General features: G+C 59.0%; 18 protein-coding genes, 2 tRNA genes and 1 pseudogene. 18 read left to right on the top strand and 3 right to left on the bottom strand.

What is annotated here, in order from left to right:
* The first annotated feature begins 601 nt into the window (after positions 1-601).
* The 5 genes from DA792_RS05675 to DA792_RS05650 all read left to right on the top strand — a co-directional run bounded on the left by DA792_RS05675 (position 602) and on the right by DA792_RS05650 (position 3,549).
* Positions 602-1,198: a hypothetical protein gene (locus DA792_RS05675; protein WP_107718869.1), complete on the top strand. Its 597-nt coding sequence runs from the start codon at positions 602-604 to the stop codon at positions 1,196-1,198.
* A 154-nt stretch (positions 1,199-1,352) separates the two neighbouring features.
* Positions 1,353-1,823: a DUF5681 domain-containing protein gene (locus tag DA792_RS05670; protein WP_199908121.1), complete on the top strand. Its 471-nt coding sequence runs from the start codon at positions 1,353-1,355 to the stop codon at positions 1,821-1,823.
* Positions 1,823-2,200 carry a hypothetical protein gene (locus DA792_RS05665; RefSeq protein WP_107718867.1) on the top strand — a complete coding sequence of 126 codons (378 nt, stop codon included), beginning with the start codon at positions 1,823-1,825 and terminating at the stop codon, positions 2,198-2,200. Before DA792_RS05670 ends, DA792_RS05665 begins: the two co-directional genes overlap by 1 nt.
* A 279-nt stretch (positions 2,201-2,479) precedes the next feature.
* Positions 2,480-2,707 (top strand): hypothetical protein, encoded by a 228-nt coding sequence (locus tag DA792_RS05655; RefSeq protein ID WP_107718862.1) that lies wholly within the window; start codon positions 2,480-2,482, stop codon positions 2,705-2,707.
* Between the two features lie 398 nt (positions 2,708-3,105).
* Positions 3,106-3,549 carry a hypothetical protein gene (locus DA792_RS05650; protein ID WP_217621086.1) on the top strand — a complete coding sequence of 148 codons (444 nt, stop codon included), beginning with the start codon at positions 3,106-3,108 and terminating at the stop codon, positions 3,547-3,549.
* A gap of 141 nt (positions 3,550-3,690) precedes the next feature.
* Here DA792_RS05650 and DA792_RS05645 read toward each other — a convergent pair.
* Positions 3,691-3,778 (bottom strand) — tRNA-Ser (locus DA792_RS05645).
* Between the two features lie 324 nt (positions 3,779-4,102).
* Here DA792_RS05645 and DA792_RS05640 point away from each other — a divergent pair.
* From DA792_RS05640 to DA792_RS05610, 7 genes and pseudogenes are all read left to right on the top strand, one after another.
* The gene (locus DA792_RS05640) at positions 4,103-5,047 is read left to right on the top strand and encodes an SPOR domain-containing protein (RefSeq protein ID WP_199908120.1); all 945 of its coding nucleotides are present in this window, start codon (positions 4,103-4,105) and stop codon (positions 5,045-5,047) included.
* 86 nt (positions 5,048-5,133) lie between these two features.
* The gene (locus DA792_RS05635) at positions 5,134-6,339 is read left to right on the top strand and encodes a D-alanyl-D-alanine carboxypeptidase family protein (RefSeq protein WP_107718858.1); all 1,206 of its coding nucleotides are present in this window, start codon (positions 5,134-5,136) and stop codon (positions 6,337-6,339) included.
* 25 nt (positions 6,340-6,364) lie between these two features.
* Positions 6,365-6,997, top strand: a complete 633-nt coding sequence (tmk, locus tag DA792_RS05630) for a dTMP kinase (protein ID WP_107718856.1) — start codon at positions 6,365-6,367, stop codon at positions 6,995-6,997.
* Positions 6,994-8,160 (top strand): DNA polymerase III subunit delta', encoded by a 1,167-nt coding sequence (locus DA792_RS05625; RefSeq protein WP_107718854.1) that lies wholly within the window; start codon positions 6,994-6,996, stop codon positions 8,158-8,160. Before tmk ends, DA792_RS05625 begins: the two co-directional genes overlap by 4 nt.
* A 43-nt stretch (positions 8,161-8,203) precedes the next feature.
* Positions 8,204-9,010, top strand: coding sequence for a TatD family hydrolase (locus tag DA792_RS05620; RefSeq protein WP_107718852.1), 807 nt, complete (start codon positions 8,204-8,206; stop codon positions 9,008-9,010).
* Positions 9,007-9,806, top strand: a pseudogene (locus DA792_RS05615) (MBL fold metallo-hydrolase). The gene DA792_RS05620 and the pseudogene DA792_RS05615 overlap by 4 nt, the downstream one beginning before the upstream one ends.
* A gap of 1 nt (position 9,807) precedes the next feature.
* Positions 9,808-10,746 (top strand): AEC family transporter, encoded by a 939-nt coding sequence (locus tag DA792_RS05610; protein WP_107718850.1) that lies wholly within the window; start codon positions 9,808-9,810, stop codon positions 10,744-10,746.
* On the opposite strand, the gene DA792_RS05605 is transcribed toward DA792_RS05610, so the two are convergent.
* Positions 10,632-12,533: a Hint domain-containing protein gene (locus DA792_RS05605; RefSeq protein WP_107718848.1), complete on the bottom strand. Its 1,902-nt coding sequence runs from the start codon at positions 12,531-12,533 to the stop codon at positions 10,632-10,634. The genes DA792_RS05610 and DA792_RS05605 overlap by 115 nt on opposite strands.
* A 334-nt stretch (positions 12,534-12,867) precedes the next feature.
* Here DA792_RS05605 and DA792_RS23035 point away from each other — a divergent pair, with 334 nt between their 5' ends.
* The 6 genes from DA792_RS23035 to DA792_RS05570 all read left to right on the top strand — a co-directional run bounded on the left by DA792_RS23035 (position 12,868) and on the right by DA792_RS05570 (position 19,565).
* Positions 12,868-15,453: a Hint domain-containing protein gene (locus DA792_RS23035; protein WP_107718846.1), complete on the top strand. Its 2,586-nt coding sequence runs from the start codon at positions 12,868-12,870 to the stop codon at positions 15,451-15,453.
* Positions 15,454-15,764: 311 nt separating this feature from the next.
* Positions 15,765-16,121 (top strand): hypothetical protein, encoded by a 357-nt coding sequence (locus tag DA792_RS05590; protein ID WP_254679362.1) that lies wholly within the window; start codon positions 15,765-15,767, stop codon positions 16,119-16,121.
* A gap of 50 nt (positions 16,122-16,171) precedes the next feature.
* Positions 16,172-17,407 carry a relaxase/mobilization nuclease domain-containing protein gene (locus DA792_RS05585; RefSeq protein ID WP_254679361.1) on the top strand — a complete coding sequence of 412 codons (1,236 nt, stop codon included), beginning with the start codon at positions 16,172-16,174 and terminating at the stop codon, positions 17,405-17,407.
* Positions 17,408-17,484: 77 nt separating this feature from the next.
* The gene (locus DA792_RS05580; protein WP_066710806.1) at positions 17,485-17,727 is read left to right on the top strand and encodes a type II toxin-antitoxin system ParD family antitoxin; all 243 of its coding nucleotides are present in this window, start codon (positions 17,485-17,487) and stop codon (positions 17,725-17,727) included.
* The gene (locus DA792_RS05575; protein WP_107718840.1) at positions 17,717-18,034 is read left to right on the top strand and encodes a type II toxin-antitoxin system RelE/ParE family toxin; all 318 of its coding nucleotides are present in this window, start codon (positions 17,717-17,719) and stop codon (positions 18,032-18,034) included. The genes DA792_RS05580 and DA792_RS05575 overlap by 11 nt, the downstream gene beginning before the upstream one ends.
* 160 nt (positions 18,035-18,194) lie before the next feature.
* Positions 18,195-19,565 carry a zinc ribbon domain-containing protein gene (locus DA792_RS05570; RefSeq protein ID WP_159075178.1) on the top strand — a complete coding sequence of 457 codons (1,371 nt, stop codon included), beginning with the start codon at positions 18,195-18,197 and terminating at the stop codon, positions 19,563-19,565.
* Here DA792_RS05570 and DA792_RS05565 read toward each other — a convergent pair.
* A tRNA-Leu gene (locus DA792_RS05565) sits at positions 19,544-19,628 on the bottom strand. The two genes, DA792_RS05570 and DA792_RS05565, sit on opposite strands and share 22 nt — an antisense overlap.
* Positions 19,629-19,693: the final 65 nt, after the last annotated feature.

The following is a 19,693-nucleotide window of genomic DNA, read 5'->3' as shown; positions in this document are numbered from 1 at the left end:
GCGCCATGCGTATAGCTCGCAGGTCGCGTTATTCGGGTTCCACCCCTTCGCCGCCGCCACCTCGCGCAGCGCCTTGCCCGTGGTCATCGGGTTCGCGTCAAGGTAGTCCCACACCGCCGCGCACTTGCCGCCAGCACGGGGGCGCTTCGGTGCGGTGCGCTCGCTGTGCTGGCGCTGGGGGCGCGCCTCGGTGCGCTTCGCCGCTGGGGTAGCGGCAGCCCCGCCTCGCCGCTGGGGTCGCTGCTTATCGCCTGTGCCGGTGTCCAGTTCCTTCCACCCAAACCGCACCTCGCCGTCGCTCTTGTGGACGGTGATCTTGATCCGCTCGCGGGCAAGCCCGCAGCTACCCCAGCACGGCGCGCGTTCTCGCGGCGGGTGTATGTGGTCATCGTCGTCATGGTCGTCACTCCTTCAAAGGTTGAACGACCAGTTGCACGACAGGTCTCGAATGAAGCGCAACGAAAAACGGACTGAAGGGCGGCACAAGTTTAGTAGACCGATGCAGGATAATATCTAAGTGTATGTAATCGTTGCGGAACTATCGGTGAAGCAGGTATCTTTGTTGCATATATCACGCCGTATCAGGCATCGAGGGACGAAAATGAGCATCACAGATGACGTAAAGGTGGACACCCGCATCAGCCCCGCGCTGCATCCGGGGGTTGTGGAGCAGATCGACGGTTACGGCGATGACACGAAGGACGTGCTCGCCGCAACCATGACTGCATTCAGCACGGCCTACGAGGGCATCCGCTCCGTGTGGAACGCGCGGGAGAAGGTCGAGCAGGACACCAGCAAGACGGCGGACGCCCGCCTGTTGCAACTGGACGGGTTCGCCCAGAAGAAGCTGGACGCCATCAGCCGCACCTTCGACAGCACCAACAACACCATCAAGAAGCAGATCAACTTCCTTGAAGGCGAGCTTGCCCAGCCCATCGAGCAGAAGGCGACGGGCGGGGTGGCAGCGGAGATCCGTGCCTTCGCGAAGGCGCTGCCGCAGGACAAGCTGCACAAGTTCATGGCTGACTCCATTGCCAATGGTGATGTGACCACAGTGGGCGCAGTGCTTGGTGGCCCTGCCTACCTCAGTGGCCTGACCCCCGACTTTCAGAAGACCTACCTCAAACAGTGGAACACGCAGCACCGCCCTGACGTGGCCAAGCGTCTGCATGTGCTGCAACAGGCGCAGGCGATGTGATCCACCGGGACGCGGGCAAAGTCTTCAAGGCTCTTGAGGACGCGGTGGGCGGCACCTCCACCAAGGCGAAGCAGGTCCGTGCAGCCCAGATGGCTGCGGACAAGGCTACCTCCGCGTGACGCTGCTCGCACCTTGATAAGATCAGGATCGGCACATGACAGAACAGACTGAGAAAATTGAACCTGAATGGATGAAGGGCTTCGTGCCCAAGCCCGCGCCCACGAAGTGGGAACGAGGCATGGCAAGCCCGAACCCGCTTGGCCGCCCCAAGGGCGTGCCCGACAAGCGGACGAAGGTGACGCGGGCGCTGATGGACGACGCACCCGCCGTTGCCCGCGTGGTGATCGACGCCGCGATGGAGGGTGACATGACTGCGGCGGGGTTGGTCCTGTCCCGCTGCGCCCCCGTCATCAAGGCGCAGGCGGAGCGCGTCCAGTTCGAGTTGAACAAGGACGCGCCGCTTGCCGAGCAAGCGCGTCAGGTCATGCAAGCCGTCGCCAACGGTGAGGTGGACCCCGACACCGGGCGTATCCTTATCGGGTGCCTCAACGCCGTTGCCGGGATCGAAGCTGTGACCGAGTTGGAGCAACGCATCATCGAGTTGGAAGCCAAGGAGGTGAGGTAATGGAGATCATCCAAACGACAGGCGGAGCAAGCGTTGCGGTCGATGCGCTGGCCGACGACGCCGCGTTCATCATGGTCATGCTCAACGGGAAGATGGTGTGCGTAACCACAAGCTCGCTCTACCGCGAGGCGGTCAAGACGCTGCTTCGCAACCTACCGGACTCCGGAACCGTCTACCTGATGACCTACACCGGGGCCGAGTTTGTCGCCCTGTTCGATAAGGCGGTGACCGAGCGCTTGGACGGGGCTGACCCCGATGACGCCTTCGCTGTGGTCAACCGTGCCCTCGCGGTCTTGACCGGCCTGCGCAACGACGAAGCCAACCGCACGTTCTGGCCCGAGGTCGATGCACTACTTGCGAAGCTGGAAGCAGCATGAGACGGGGCAGCTTCGCAGACCTCCCGTTCACCAAGAGCGAGCGGCGCGAGCGACAGGCAGCACCCGTCCCAGACGGGCCGGTGACCCGCGTTGCTGGGCGCGACTACCTGCAAGAGACCAGCCGTCACGACGCGAGGAACACAGCCCTCACCCCTGCCGAGCAGAAGGTGCTAGAGCAGCGCCGACTTGAAGCCGTGGAAGCTCGGCAAGCCGAGTCGGATGCAAACTTCGCCGCTGCGCTGCGGCTCGGTGCCGCGCTCAAGAGCGGACGGTGACCACATGCCCAACGCCCGCTCCCTCCTGAACCGTGTCGCCCGCCTTGAGGAGGCACGCGTACCCAAGCGCTCCCGCATCGCCCGTGCCTTCGGTTCCTTCGACGCGTTCGAGGAACAGGTGCGGCAAGAGGTTGAGGCCGGTGCGCTAGACCGGATCGACATGCTTGGCGAGACGGGTGACGGTGGCGTGCTGCGGTGCCTGCGCCAGTGGGAGGAAGACGGGCTTATTTAGGTTGGCTCAGCCGCTGCCGCAGGAGTTGGCAGGGCAGCGGCGCGCGGTCCCGCCAACCGCGCGAGGCATAGCGGTTCAGTCCCTCGTTAAACATAACGACCGCAGGCAGAGCGCGGGGTCTCCTTCCCGCGCGACCTGCTAAGGCGCCCCGGGACATGGGTCCGGGGCGCTTTTCGTAAACGCCTATCATGATTGAATTATATGGAGCCACGTGGCAGAGATGGTTTGCGGCGCAGCTAACTCTGCCCGTGGGGCTTAGAATCCCCTCGATGCGTAGCTCGGTCGATTTATTCGGCCGGGTGACCGTTGCGTATGTCCAGGCGCACGCTAAAGGCGGCGGTGCCTCGGGCTACGCACGGGGATTCTAACACCCGGCTTTGATCCGGGCAGCCTCTCAGATGATGAAGGCTGCGCCGATGGCTACTGAAAACCTACCGCCGATACGGCACCAAATAACCGGCAACTCCGGGCTGAACTATGCAGCATGGCAGCTATCGCGGCGAGGCTGGCACGTCATGCCAACCATACGCAATGCACGGGGTTCTGACCTGATCATCACAGATGCCGACGAGACTGTATTCTACGGTGTTCAGTCAAAAGCCCTCAGCAAACGTTATGCAGTCCCGCTTGGTAAGAAGATCGAAGAACTGCGTTCAGAATGGTGGGTGATTACCATTCATGCCAACTCCGACAGCCCGACATGCTTCGTTCTCCGGAATGAAGAAGTGAGGCAACTGGCACAGCAAGACAAAAAAGGCGGCGCATATTGGCTTGAACCAACCGCATATGACCGCGACGACTATCGCGAAGCGTGGGACCGTATCACGAACACTGCACCCTGAGCGTCGGCGCGTGCGTGCTACAAATCCGCTACATGCCAACCGCACTGACCGAATCCCGCCACCCTGAACCGCCAGCGTGTAGCGAGCTTGTAGCGGGGTAGCGGCGGGAGGCGCGGCCTGTCGCTAAGTGGCTGTTTTTATTGGCGGAAGGGGTGGGATTCGAACCCACGGATGCTTGCACATCGCCGGTTTTCAAGACCGGTGCAATCGACCACTCTGCCACCCTTCCACATTACTCCTGCACAAGTTTTCAAGACCGGTGCATTCGACCACTCTGCCACTCCTCCTAGAGCCGTAAAGCGGGTTCGGACAGGATTAGCCTCCCTGTTTTGATTCTAAAACCCATCACTTTCATTTCTTGGCCTTTCCTCTGCCGATTTTCGCCCAACACCGCACGCGGGGCTTTCCTGTTTGGGGCTCTGAGGTTAGACTGCCGACAATCTATATGCGCCCCTGCCCCATTCGGCATGGGCTTGGCATTGGACCAGAGCAGAGCAGAGCAAATAAGACCCGTGCCGGAACAGGCACGCATAAGGGATCACGGGGCAACAACATGGGCAATATCATGGGCCATTCCATGCACACAGAGGCCGGGCAAACCGCACAGGCCAACCGCTACATCACATCCAAAGGCCGTTTCTCACGTAAATTGCGTCTGGCGCTGCTGGTGTCTACCACCCTTGCCCTCACGGCGTGTCAGGACGGGCAAAGCTTTTTCGACAGTTTGAAAGCCCCCGCCACGGGGTCGACGCCCGCTTCGACCTCGACCAAATTGGTCGAACGCGACGTCGAAGCGCCCGATGTGTTTCAGGTCACCGACAAAGGCCTTTGGGACGGGCGTCCGTCGCTTGGCGGGGTTTGGGTGGCACATTCCAAGGTCACGGACCCCGAACGCGTGATCATCCGCAACACCCAAAACGGCAAATTCGTCATCGGCGCGTTGTTCAAACGCGAAGCCACCTCCCCCGGCCCCGGCGTTCAGGTCTCGTCGGATGCGGCCGATGCGCTTGGCATGTTGGCGGGATCTCCGGCCGAGTTGAACATCACCGCGCTGCGTCGCGAAGAAGTGGCCCCAGAGCCCGAAACCGTTGCGACCATTGCCGAAACAGAAACCATCGCCGCCGCGCCTTTGGATGATCCGATTGCCGATGTCGCCGCCACTTTAGACGCCATTGACGCGCCCGCGACACCCGCCGCAACCGCTCCCGTGGCCGCCGCAAAACCGCCTGTCGCCAAACCCGCCGCCAAGGCCACACCCTCGACGATGGACAAAGCCTATTTGCAGATCGGGATTTTCTCGGTCGAAGCCAATGCCGAACGCACCGTGCAAATGCTCGCCTCACAGGGGCTGGTTGCAACCGTCAAACCCGGTAGTTCCAACGGAAAATCCTTCTGGCGTGTGGTGGTCGGCCCGGCGTCTTCCGCCTCCGAACGCAAAACTCTTCTCGAAAAAGTGAAAAAAGCGGGCTTCACGGATGCCTATGCTGTGACCCATTAAGGGCCTATTCTGAGACCGTCGGGGCCGCGCAACGTGGCCCCCTGCCCGACAGCTCTGGCCACAAGACCAAGGATTGATACCTCTCCATGTTTCTCACCGTGCCTCACACCACGTTTCGCCGCACGTTTCGTCGCTTTGCCCAAAGCCTCGTTGTCTGCCTCACCCTGACCGGTGTCGCCACTCCCGTCGCCGCCTTTGAAACGCGGGCGGGGGCAGCGTGGGTCTATGATTTGACCAGCGCAACGCTGTTGATGGACAAAAACTCCCAAACGCCCCTGCCGCCCGCCTCGATGTCAAAACTGATGACGCTGAACATGTTGTTTGAGGCTTTGCGCGATGGTCGGGTGACGCTGGACACCCAGTTTTCGGTCTCGACCCGAGCCAAAAACATGGGCGGATCGACTATGTTTCTCAATGAAACAGACCGCCCCACCGTCGAGCAGTTGATCCAGGGTATTATCGTGCTGTCGGGCAATGACGCCTGTGTGGTGGTGGCCGAGGGGCTTGGCGGCACAGAAGACAATTTTGCGCGTCTGATGAATGACCGCGCCAAGGCACTTGGCATGACCAATTCGACCTTTGCCAATGCCTCCGGCTGGCCCAACCCGGCTCAACGCATGTCGATGCAGGATCTGGGCACTTTGGCGATCCGTTTGATCACTGAATTCCCGGAATATTATGGCTATTTCGGCCAATTAGAATTCCCCTACGACAACCGTGCGCCACAGAACCGGCACAACCGCAATCCGCTTTTGAAACTCGGGATTGGCGCAGACGGGTTGAAAACCGGCCACACCGAAGAAGCCGGGTACGGTCTTGTTGGCTCCGCCACCCAAGGCACACGGCGGGTTGTGTTTGTCCTCTCCGGTCTCGATTCCACGGCGGATCGGGCGCAAGAATCTGAGCGCGTCGTCAACTGGGCCTTCCGCCAATTTGCCGAAAAGCCGATCGCAGAAAAGGGTCATGAATTTGCCAAGGCGCAGGTCTGGATGGGCGATGACACCGAGGTCGGTTTGGTCGCAGGCGAAGACATCTCCGTGCTTTTGCCCGGCTCTGAGCTTGAGGACGGCAGCGCAAAGGTGGTCTACACGGGCCCGTTTGAAGCTCCGATCACCCAAGGCGACGTTTTGGCCGAACTGGTGATCGCGCGCCAGGACCTTCCCGAGGCGCGCATTCCCCTGATCGCAGACCGCTCCATTGCGCGTGGCGGATTGGTCCCGCGCTTGCGTACCGCCTTTGTGGTGCTTAAGGACAAGTTGGAGGGACAAACGGGATTGGCCGTGTCCGAATAGACGAACCAACACCGACAGGAGCGCCATGTTCATCAGTTTCGAGGGCATCGACGGGTCCGGCAAGTCCACCCAAGCCCGGCTTTTGGCCGATACTCTGCGCGTGGCGGGCTTTGACGTGATCCACACCCGCGAACCGGGCGGCTCCAAAGGCGCCGAAGAAATCCGCGCGCTGGTGCTCGAAGGCGACCCGGATCGCTGGTCGGCGGAGACCGAGATTTTGCTCTTCACCGCCGCGCGTCGCGATCACATGGAAAAGACCATCCTCCCCGCCCTGAACGCCGGACAGGTGGTGGTCTGTGACCGCTTTGCCGATTCAACCCGTGTGTTCCAAGGCGTCACGCGCGGCGATCTTCAGGACAAGGTCAACCGTTTGCATGACGAGATGATCGGGATCGAACCGGACATGACCCTGTTGTTCGATATGGACCCCGCCATTGGATTGGCCCGCGCCAAAGGCCGCCAAACCGTCGAAGAGCGGTTTGAAGATTTCGGTCAAGGGTTTCAGGAAAAATGCCGCGCCGCGTTTTTGGCGCTGGCACAGGCCTATCCACGGTTCACCGTGATCGACGCCGGACGCGACATTGACGTGGTGGCGCGCGAGGTGGCCGATCTGGTCACCGCTCGCCTTGTGCAGACGACACAAAAGGCCCAGCCATGAGAGCCCCCGTTGGCGAGATCGAAGAACTGCCCGAGGCCGATTGCGCCCCCGGAGCGCCGCATCCGCGCAAAACCACGGCGCTGTTTGGTCAAGCCCATGCCGAGGCCGATTTCCTTGAGGCTTTCACCTCGCATCGCCTGCATCACGCTTGGCTGATCACCGGCCCGCGCGGCGTCGGCAAGGCCACTTTGGCCTGGCGGATCGCCCGATTTTTGCTGTCGCAGCCGGTTGAGGGCCAAGACGGGCATACCGGAGAGGGTGCGGGGCTTTTTGGCGAAGCACCGCCTGCGCCCCCCCAGCTCGACATCGTCCATGACAGTCCGATTTATCGCCGCTCTGCGCAATTGGCCGAACCGCGTCTGTGCCTGATCCGGCGCATGTGGGATGAGAAGAAGAACAAATTTGGCGCTGGGATTTCCGTCGATGAAGTCCGCAAGCTCAATGGGTTTTTCCAAATGTCGGCGGCCGATGGCGGGCGTCGCGTGGTGATTGTCGACAGTGCCGATGAGATGAACGTCTCCGCCGCCAACGCCCTGCTCAAAACCTTGGAGGAGCCGCCGAAACACTCTACGCTGTTGCTGATTTCGCATCAACCGACCCGACTTTTACCGACCATCCGTTCGCGCTGTCGCGAATTGCGCCTTGGTCCGCTTTCGCCCACAGATTTGGCCCGCGCTCTTGACGCGGCGGGCTTTGATGCCGCAGAGCAGTCAAACGCATTGGCTGAGCTGTCAGCCGGATCAGTTGGGGAGGCGCTGCGCTTGACGAATTTGGACGGATTGTCCGCCTATCGCGATGTGGTGGCGCTGTTTGCCACCCTGCCCCAGTTGGATCGTGGCCGGGCATTGAAATTGGCCGAAGCCTGTGTCGGTCCGGCCAACGTGGACCGCTATGAGTTGACCCTTGGGTTGATGGATCGGTTTTTGATCCGCTTAGCGCGCACCGGGGCCGGGCGTCCGCCAATTGTCGAGGCCGCCCCCGGTGAGGCCGATGTGATGCGCCGTTTGGCCCCCGATGGCTTGGCCGCGCGTGATTGGGCGGTATTGCAGCAAGAGCTTTCGGCGCGAGCGGCCCATGCCAAGGCCGTCAACCTTGACCCCGCCGCCTTGATCCTAGATATGGTATTTAAGATCAATGACACGGCCACCCGGATCGCTGGATAAGGCGGTTGCGCGGGGTGCGGCCAGACAGATTTAGAGCAGCCCCATGACCACGCCTCCCCTCATCACTGACAGCCATTGCCATATTGATTTTCCAGACTTTTCCGAGGAATTGCCCGATGTGATCGCGCGCGCGATGGACGCAGGCGTGCACCGGATGGTGACGATTTGCACCAAGCTGAAGAACGTCGAGCAAGTCAAAGCCATCTCAGAGGCCTATGCGCCGGTGTTTTGGGCGGCGGGCACCCATCCGATGTCTGTGGCCGAAGAACCGATGGTCACGGTCGAGGAGTTGGTGACACTGGCGCAGCACCCGAAATTTGTCGCCATTGGTGAAACCGGTCTTGATTATCATTACACCGCCGAGAGCGCCGAGGTGCAAAAGCACAGTCTGCGCCTGCATATCGAGGCGGCGCGTCAGACCCAATTGCCGCTGATCATCCATGCGCGTGGCGCGGATGAGGACATGGCGCAGCTCTTGACCGAAGAATACAAAATCGGCGCCTACCCTTGTGTCATGCATTGTTTTTCCTCCTCGCGCGCTTTGGCCGAGGCCGCGCTTGAGTTGAATTGTTATCTGTCGATGTCGGGGATCACGGCGTTTCCGAAATCCGGCGAGCTGCGCGATATTTTCCGCGACGTGCCAAAAGACCGGATTTTGGTCGAAACCGACAGCCCCTATCTGGCCCCTCCGCCGCATCGCGGACGCCGCAATGAACCGGCCTACACGGCCAAAACCGCGGCCATCGCCGCCGAAACCTTTGGCATGGGCTACGCCGAGTTTGCCGCCCTCACCGAGGCCAATTTCGAACGGCTGTTCACCAAGGCTGTGCTCACCGAGAGTCCGCAATGAGCGCGCGTTTCACCATTTTGGGCTGTGGCTCTTCGGGGGCGTGCCGCGCATTGGTGGGATTTGGGGCGACTGCGATCCAAACAACCCTAAAAACCGCCGGATGCGCTGTTCCGCCTTGGTTGAGCGCGACGGCCCCGGCGGCACCACCACCGTATTGATCGACACCTCGCCCGATATGCGCGAACAGTTGTTGATGGCGGGCACGACGCGGCTCGATGGGGTGATTTACACCCATCCCCATGCCGATCACGTCCATGGTCTCGACGACCTGCGCCAGATTGTGTTCAACATGCGTGAGCGGGTCAAAGTCTGGGCCGACAGCGAGACGGAAAACGATCTGATCTCGCGCTTTGGCTATGCCTTTGTGCAACCTGAGGGCTCGAATTATCCACCGATTTTGGACCTGCATGCCATTCGTGGCCCAGTGACCGTTGAGGGGCCCGGCGGGCCGATCACTTTTACCCCGATCCCGGTCAATCATGGCCAGATCAACGCCCTTGGCTTTCGCATCGGTGATCTGGCCTATATCCCGGATGTGCTTGCAATCCACGAGGCCAGTTGGCCGCTTTTGGACGGGCTTGATACCTTTGTGATCGACGCGCTGCGCTATAAACCACACCCCTCTCATGCCCATTTGGCGCTGACTTTGGACTGGATCGACCGCCTTGCGCCGCGCCGCTCGGTGTTGACCAATATGCATGTCGATATTGACCATGATACGGTCGACGCCGAGACCCCCGATCACATCGCCCCGGCTCATGACGGCATGGTTTTGCCAATCGCGGGCCTGATCTGACATGCAGGCGCTGATCGACGTCATCCTGCCCGTGTTCATCGTCATCGGCTTTGGCTATGTGGCGGCGTGGCGACGCTGGGTGGCGGATGCGACCATCGACGGGGTGATGAAATTTGCCCAAAACTTTGCCGTGCCGACGCTGTTGTTCGCGGGCATTGCCCGGATTGATTTGGCCCAAAATTTTCACCCACCGATCCTGATTTCCTTTTACGCAGGCGCGTTTTCGGGCGGGATGTTCGGCTTTTTGGGCGCGCGCTACCTGTTCAAACGCGACTTGACCGACAGTGTCGCCATCGGATTTATCGGCCTGTTTTCCAATTCGCTGTTGCTTGGCATCCCGATCACCGAGCGCGCCTATGGTGCGGATGCGCTGAGTTGGAATTTCGCGATCATTTCGATCCACGCCCCGTTGCTCTATGCGATTGGCATCACCGCGATGGAGCTGGCACGCACGGCGGGTCAGGGTCTATCTGCGGTGCGGTTGATCCGGCAAATCGGCACGGCGATCCTGCGCAATCCTTTGGTTTTGGGCATTTTGGCCGGATGGATCGTCAATGTCGGCGGCATCCGCTTGCCACAACCGATCTGGGATGCGGTGTTTATGATGAACAAGGCAGCGATCCCGGCGGCGCTGTTTGGGCTGGGGGGTGTGTTGCTACGCTATCGGCCCGAAGGCGACATGCGCATCATCGCTTGGGCGGTGTTCGCCTCTCTCATCCTGCACCCGGCTGTGACCTATGGCTTGGCGCATTTTGGCTTTGGTCTTGCGACCCCGCCCCTGCGCTCCGCCACGATCACCGCCGCCATGGCACCCGGCGTCAATGCCTATCTGTTTGCCAATATGTATGGGGTGGCAAAACGTGTGGCCGCCTCATCCGTGTTGATTGCCACGGCCCTGTCGATTGTCACCATCTGGTGTTGGCTGGCGATCCTACCATAGTGACGCAGGTCTGCCCCGCTCAAATAAGGATGTGCGGGCGGGCCATAAAGCTGTGTCGTCACGGGGTCAACGCCATGCACAGCGGTGCGCAAAATCGCTTCGAGCGCGGGGAAAAGGTCGAACAGTTCGGCCTTTGCCACGCGGTCAAATCCCGACAACGCAAAACGTCCGGGATAGAGGCTTTCCGAGAGCGCCCCATTGGCGCGGATCACCGCATGACGCGGCAGCAACAGGTGGTGATAGCAGACCTCCCGTTTGCCCCGCGCCACGCGAACCCCCGCCTGTGTGGTCAAAAGATGCTTGGCACGCGCAAAAACCCGGTGTCTGCCCGCATCCGGGCCGAACCGGAGGTCAGGCACGTAGATCCCATGTTGCGGCGACACCAAAAGATCACCCCGGTTGCCAAACGTGCCATCGCGGATCAACACCGGCAACAGTTCGGGATGTTCGGCCAAAATATCGCGCCCCAAATGGCGCACCCCATGCCACAACAGCGGTTGCGGCCCGGCATCAAGCGTTGAAATCAGATCGCCGGTGCGCAGATCTTCGACAGGCACCTCGCCCGAAGGTGTCATGATCCGGGTGCCTGAAACATAACAGGGAATGCCGATGGAATAGAGTTCCGGCGCGGTATCGACCTGTGTGGGGGCAACGCCCCATAGGATGACGCTTTCGCCATTTGGAAAGGTCAAAACCGCATCGCCTGCGCCATTGTCACTGACCACCACGTCCCATGCGTTGACCGGATTGCCCTCAGCATCGGTCAGAGCAGAGACATCAAACTGATCGTTGGTAATACCGTTTAGATCGCTATCCCCCATGTCAAAATCGGTGATCGTGTCGATACCGGAGCCGTCTTGAAAGACAAAGACATCCTCCTCGGACCCACCCGAGAGCAAATCGTCCCCGGCACCGCCGTCGATGATGTCATAGCCTTCGCCACCGTAAATACTATCGGCGCCATCGCCGCCATACAGCTCGTCATGACCGGTTTCACCGAAAATTTGGTCATCACCGGTGCCGCCATAAATCTCATCATGGCCGCCACCGCCGTAGAGGATGTCATTGCCACCTTCGCCATAGAGCGTGTCATCGTAAACGTATTCGGTCCCGCTGACGTCATCAATAAGATCATTGCCCTCGCCGCCATACACCGTGTCGCCGTCAGACTGGGTCGCGCCGCCCGTTCCGTAGTAAATCGTATCATTGCCATCGCCGCCATAGACGGTATCGTCGCCACCGCCGGAGTAGACGGTGTCATCCCCGCCCCCTGCTTCGATTTGATCGGAATACGCCCCCCCATCATAGGTTTGCCCCGTTGCAGCATCATACGGGGACCAAGGCATATCATTGTAATATGGGGTTGTTCCCGAACTGGTATCGACATTGTCCACGGCAGACACCATGTAAGTGACACCGGGGACAATGGCCGGGTTGGTGAGGATCGCTTGCTCGCCACCACCAATCTCAACCACATAGACATAAACAATATTGCCCTCGCCATCGGAGAGGGTGATGCGGTCTTCGAGGTAAATCCGACCGCTGGCTAAGGTATTGCCAGACGAATCGGTAATGGTCCCCAATTGGTTGCTGTCACTGCCAACCTCATCAAAATTGGCGTCACCGTGAAAGATCCCCTCATCATCAGTGACGTTGACCTGAAGATAATCAGACGCCGCATCCCAAGTGGGCGCAAGTTGAACGACATCGCCCGGTGCCACCGTTGCGGAGCCCGTTGACGAATAGAAATCACTAAGGGCATATCCCCGAAGAGTGTAGGTCGACATGTTTCCCCCAAAAAGCCGCTTTAGGCCCACCACAGCGGGATTAACGTTAAAAAATCGGTGCTGATAAAAGGTGAATCCGCGCCGACAACCTTGTTAAAATTTGATTTTATTATTGCCAAACGGCGTGGGATTGTGGCGGCAATCAAGGGCCTGTGACAGCCGCAACCGCCTGACACGCAGACGCATAAGCATTCAAATTTCACATGAATTGCCCAAACTGGCCCCAATCCCGCCTCAAACCAGCGTCAGAGCATTAACCAAGATCCGCAAAGGCGTGCTGAAAGGCATGCGCGTTGCGGGCGTTAGATTTTGACCTCGTATCGAGTGGACTCCCATGGCCGTCTATGACCTGAATTTTTATACGATCAATCCAACGAGCTTTATGTCGACCTCGACCGGATCGACATTTACCTATGCAGGCCCCAGCGTGGCCGCAGGTTCGGCGTTGATCAACGACACAGGCACGGGCGTCAATCAAACGGCGCTGACCGATGACAATGCTGGGGAAAACGGCACAACTGGCACCGTGACCGTGGGGGCGAACACCTCAACTGGGTCAAACGTCGACGCCGAAGCCGTCTGGACCGTCAAGGATCTGACCACGGGCGAGGTGTTTCAAATCGCCTCCTTTGATGTCGAAAATGGGGCTGCGGCGGGCACATATACCCTGTCTGAATCGCCTTTGGTGCCAGGACATACCTATCAGGTCGTCGCCTATGACTCCCTGCCCGATGCCACGGATTCAACCCCGGATCAGGTGTTCAGCTATGCCGATTACACCGATGGGATCATCGAAGGCACCGCAGGCGACGACACGATCAACAGCACCACCACTCAAGACCCCCAAGGCGAAATGGTGGATCAAGGCATCGCGGTCGAAAGCACGCTCAGCTGGGAAACCCTCGGATCAGACGGAAGCTCGATTGCGGGCGGCCTCTCGACCGACATCAACGGCGTGCACGTTGATGTCAGCTATACCGACTTGGGCCCAGGTCAGTCCGCCACGATCTCGAACGAAACGCTTTATACCGAGAACGGCGATTTTGATCCCGACAGTTCGGTGCAATTGCTCGGCGACAACAGCTCAGGCGGCGGCTCTGACACCTCAAGCCTGACCTTGGACTTCTCCTCCGCGACCGGGACAATGGCCGACGAGGTGCAAAACGTCTCCTTTCGGATCAGCGATCTCGACGTTTACAGCTTCACCGACACGGTCACCATCACAGCGGTTGATGCCGACGGCAATCCCGTTGAGGTCACGATCACATCCGAAGGCGCAGTCTCCGTTTCGGGCGACACGGCCACCGGGACCGCAGATGCCACCGGGATCACCGCCGGAAGCGCAAACGGTGCGATCTTGGTCGAAATCGCGGGCCCTGTCTCCTCCGTCACCATCACCTATGGCAATGCAGACACCGGATATCAGGGCGTCAACATCTCTGACGTCACCTTTGATGCGATCTATGCCGATTATGACGATGTGATCGACGCGGGCGACGGCAATGATACGATTGACTCAGGTCTTGGCGATGACACGGTCTACGCAGGCACCGGCAACGACACGGTTGTGGCAGGCGATGGCAATGACACGGTTTACGGCGGCACCGGCAATGACGTCCTTGATGGCGGTGACGGCAATGACACGCTCTATGGCGAAGACGGCAATGACACGCTGATCGGCGGGGCTGGCGACGACACGATGGACGGCGGCACAGGTGATGACACATTCATCGGTGGCGCAGGCAGCGACAGTATGAGTGGTGGCTCCGGTCAGGACACCGTTGATTATTCCGACTCCAGCGCGGGGGTGAGCGTCAACCTGGCAACCGGCACCTACTCCGGCGGCGATGCAACAGGTGACACGGGCTCCGGCATTGATGGCATCATCGGCTCAGATTACGACGACACCCTGATCGGTTTTGATGGCGAAAGCACCGATGGTGCCAACAGCTATACCAACGTCTTTTATGGCGGTGCGGGCAATGATTACCTCGATGGTGCCGGCGGCGACGACGAACTTTATGGCGGTACGGGCAATGACACCATCATTGGCGGTGCAGGGGCCGACCTGATTGATGGCGGCAACGGCGATGATACAATCTACGCCGGTGGCGGCGATACGATCACCGGCGGCGAAGGCAATGACACGATCATCATCGACCCGTCGCAGTTGGACGGCAATGCGATCAATATCGTCGGCTCTGAAGACGGCGACAGCGGTGCGGGCGATGTATTGGATCTGTCTCAGCTGGGGTCCAACTTTGTGCACGGCTCAATTGTCTATGATGCGGCCGATCCCGAAAGCGGCTCCCTGACCTTGGTCGATGGCACTGTCATCAACTTCTCCAACATCGAAACCGTGATTTGTTTTGGCAAAGGCACCCGCGTGGCCACGCCCTACGGCCCGCGCCGGGTCGAAGACCTGAAGCTCGGAGACATGGTGCTGACGCTTGATCATGGTCCGCAACCGCTGCGCTGGATTGGCGCGCGCAACGTCCCCGCCTTGGGTCGGTTTGCCCCGATCGAGATTGCGAAAGGCGCTTTGGGCAATTCCGACACTCTGATTGTCTCGCCACAGCACCGGATGCTGCTGAAAGGTTGGCAAGCCGAGATGCATTTTGGCACGTCCGAAGTCTTTGCTGCCGCCAAACACCTGATCAATGACAACACGATCCGGCCCCGTGTCGGCGGCTTTGTGACCTATTACCACCTGATGTTTGACGCCCATGAGGTGATCTTTGCCGAAGGAGCAGCTTCCGAGAGTTTCCACGTCTCGGATTACTCGCTCACCGGCGTGGCAGATGCGGCACGCGACGAGCTGTTTGGCCTGTTCCCAGAGCTGCGCGCCCTGCCCTCAGGTCATGGCGACACCGCACGCAAATGCCTCAAAGCGCATGAGGCGGGACTTTTGGCCGCCTAGATTGAACGCCATTGATATGGAAATCTTGTGCGTTCAAGCCAACAACGTTTGAACGCGACAAACACGTCATGGGCAGATCTTGGGGATGGTCTACACATTTTGAGGAGAATGATTGGTGCACCGCAGCGGAGCCCCATAGAACCGATTGACGTCGAATCCGTGCTGCAAATGCTGGAAGACTGGGAAGCCCAAATTCGGGCGGAACCTGCGTTTTATCAGTGGCTGCGTGAGGCAGACGAGATTGACACTGGGAATGGTACAGGCGAACAAGCTTCACCCATTTCCGCCCCCAAGCTGCGAGGGCCGCGCCCATGAGCCGTGCTGCCCCGTTTTCATTGCGACTGTCCGACAAGGAACACACCCGGCTTGAAGCACAGGCCGGGGCGATGTCTTTGGCGTCCTACATCAAATCTGTCGTGTTGGCCGAGGATGCCCCGCGTTATCGCAAGAGTAGGAAGCCGCCCGTGGCGGAGCAACAGTTGCTCGCCGAAGTGCTGGCACGTCTCGGGCAAAGCCGCACGGCGAATAATCTCAACCAGATCGCCAAGCATTTGAACCAAGGCACGTTGGTGGTCGATGAAGAGCTGGAAGTCAATTTAAATGCGGCTCTAGCCGATGTCGCATGGATGCGTGTCACCTTGATGCGGGCGCTTGGGGTAGGCTCATGATCCTCAAAGCCTCCCAAAGAAGTGGCGCAAAGGCTTTGGCAGACCACCTCATGAACGAGCGGGACAACGATCATGTTGCTCTGCTCGACCTGCGTGGTTTCATGGCAGATGATTTACATGGGGCTTTGTTAGAGGCCCACGCCATTTCCAAAGCCACACGTTGTACGCAATTTATGTTTTCTCTCAGTCTCAATCCGCCCCAAGATCATATTGCATCTGAACAGGATTTTCTCGACGCGGCGGATCGTGTTGAGGAACGGCTGGGTCTGTCAAACCAGCCCCGCGCCATTGTCATCCACGAGAAAGAAGGCCGTCGTCATGCCCATGTCGTGTGGTCGCGCATTGACGCGGATAGCATGACCGCGATCAACCTGCCGCATTTCAAACTCAAACTGCGGGATTTGTCGAAAGAGCTGTATCTCAATCATGGCTGGGAACTGCCCAAGGGGCTGCAAACCCATGATGGGAAAAGCCCGCTCAATTTCACACTGGAAGAATGGCAACAGGCCAAGCGCATCGGTGTCGATCCCCGAGAGATCAAGCAGATGTTTCAACAGGCATGGGAACGGAGTGACAGCCAGATCGGGTTTAAGAATGCCCTCGAAGAACGGGGTTATTTCTTAGCCCGTGGAGACAGACGTGGATTTGTCGCTTTAGATGTTGAGGGCAATGTCTTTGCCATTCCCAAATGGACAGGCCTCAAGACCAAAGAGGTCAATGACAAACTCGGCGCCCCAGAGGCCCTGCCCTCGGTTGATGACACACGCGCCACGATCCGCAGCAAAGTCTCAGAGCAAATGCGGGGCTTCATCGCTCAAACCAAAGCCCGTCACCGGGATGAAGCCAAACCGCTGATCGAAGAGAAAGCCGATCTCGTGGCCCAGCACCGCATTGAGCGGCGCAAGTTGGCCAAAGGCCAGAAAGCGCGTTGGGTCAAAGAAACCAAGGCTCGTAATGATCGACTGAACAAAGGTCTGCGTGGGTTATTTGATCGGTTCTCGGGCAAGACCAAAAGCACACGCCAAACCAACGAGGCCGAAGCTCTTGCCGCGTTCAAACGCGACCAAGCCCAGAAACACTCCCTGATCGAAGCGCAAATGCGCGAGCGCAAAGCCCTGCAAAAGCAGATGATCATGCTCAGGGAGAAACAGAAGCAGGACCGCAGCCTGTTGGCGCGGGACATTGCTGCCAGTCTCAACCGCACCTCGCGGTTTCAGGCTGAGATTGAACAAAAGCAGCAAGCTCGCAATCGGCCCCGCCCCTTTGGATTAAGTCGCGGACCATAAGGACATGACAATGTTTGCCATTCATTTTGACAATCTTTGCCAAATTGCGCTATACTATCCTCATGAAGGAGACCCCTATGGCCACGATGAATGTTTCCCTGCCGGACGGCATGAAGTCTTGGGTTGAAGACCAATCGACCACGGGCAGTTTTGCCAATGCCAGCGATTATGTCCGCCACCTGATCCGCAAAGATCAGGAGCGCCAATCGGCCATTGCGATGCTACAAGGCGCGATCACCGAAGGGCTGGAGAGCGGCCCGGCGGAACCGTTTGAAATGTCCGGTTTCAAAGCCAGCCTCAAGGCCCGTCATGACGGATGAGCCGCTGGCGCTGCATCTGACGCCGAAAGCCAGAGCTGACCTCGAAGAGATATGGGCCTACACGGTTGAAACGTGGAGCGAGACCCAAGCCGAACGCTATCTCGATACGATTTCCGAGAGCTTTGATATGCTCTGCGCCATGCCGACCATGGCGCGGGAATATCACGAATTCACCCCGCCCGTGCGCATCCACCCGATTGGGCCGCATTTGGTGGTGTATGTGGCGGACGATGCGAAGTTGTCGGTGATCCGGGTACTCGGAGCAAAGCAGAACTGGCGAGCCGTGTTGGAACAGGTGGAGGGGTGAAACGCCCTCCACCAATTCGGATATTGGGCAAACTGTGTGTCATATCCGACGTCGGATGCCCGGAATAGTGATAAAAACACGCTCCCTCACCCGTCGAGAAAACGATGTTTCATCAAGTCTGAGCCGAAACCCCAGGCCATACAGCACCTTACCTTGGCTATTGATCATCGCGACAAGTTCGTCATCATCTTTGGGGGCGTTGGCCATTGCGCTGTTGAACCATGGCGTTCTGGGCTGGAGCACCACGGCTTTGGTCTCGATCGTCGGGTTCTGTCTGGCCTTGGGCTATTGGATCGGCACGGCGGTGAAGTCTCTGGGCGAGGTTCCCACCACCTTTGGCTCGGCTCGCTGGGCCACAGCGGACGATCTCGCGGAGTATAAGCTCTGGGGAAAAAGCGGGATTTATCTCGGGGAAGCCTATGACGGCGAGACCATGAAGACGATCACGTATAAGGGGGATCGTCACCTTGTGGTGTCAGCCCCGAGCCGCACCCATAAAGGCACCAGCCTGATCATCCCCAACCTGCTGAGCTATCAGGGCTCGACAGTGGTGATTGATCCCAAGGGCGAGAACGCCCTGATCACCGCCCAAGCCCGTCAAGAGATGGGGCAACAGGTTTGTATCCTCGATCCGTGGGGCATTGCGCCGGTCGAAGGCATCACGCCTGTGCGCTTCAACCCGCTGGATTGGCTACAAGAGGGCGATACCGGACATATCTGCTCAGAGACCTATGGCATCAACTGGCTCAAAGCCCAACATGAACCGCTGATCACACTGGCTCTGTTCAACAAGGTGCAGGAGCGCCGCCAAGGGGTTGCCAAGGCCCCGAAGCGGCCTGACATCGGCGAGACCTTCGTCATGCGTGGCATGGTCATCTGTGCCTGCTGTGGCGCGTCGCTGCGCTCGTCTATTACGCGCGGCAATGGTGGACACTACCCGTATTATCTGTGCCAGACCAAAGGCTGTGAGGCCTATGGCAAGTCGATCCCGCGTGACAAGCTGGAAGCTGATGTAGGCAATCTGATCAAGACGCTGCAACCGACCGACACGTTGATGATGTTGGCGACAGCGATGTTCCGTGATGCATGGAATGCGCGACGTGATCAGGCGCAAGATATTCTCAACGCTGCCAAACGGCGGATTACGACGATTGATAAAGAGATCGCCACGCTGCTGGACCGCATCATGGCGGCGAGCAATCACATTGTGATTCAGAGCTATGAAACCAAGATTGGCGAGCTGGAACAGCAAAAGGCTCTCATGGCAGAAACGCTGCATTCTCAGCCGCAAAAGCCAGACAGCTTCGAAGACAAGCTAGAACCAGTCCTGACCTTCCTCGCAAACCCTTGGAAACTCTGGGAAACAGGCCATATCCACGCCCGCAGACTAGTCGCGAAACTGGCCTTCGCAGACCGTGTTGCCTATGATCGAAAACTGGGCGCTAGAACCCCGGAAATAGCCTTGCCATTCAAGGCTTTGGGGGATGTTTATACCCTTCATGAGAAGAGTGGTGCGGGTGGAGGGACTTGAACCCCCACGCCTTGCGGCGCTAGAACCTAAATCTAGTGCGTCTACCAATTTCGCCACACCCGCGTGGCGCTTCAATTAGCAAACTGCATTCCCCTATGCCAGCCACAAAACGCTGGTATCACGCAACA

Source organism: Celeribacter baekdonensis (assembly GCF_003047105.1).
Taxonomy (GTDB): Bacteria; Pseudomonadota; Alphaproteobacteria; order Rhodobacterales; family Rhodobacteraceae; genus Celeribacter; species Celeribacter baekdonensis_B.
Note: the sequence above shows the minus strand (reverse complement) of the source record. Positions and strands in the feature narration are given on the sequence as shown.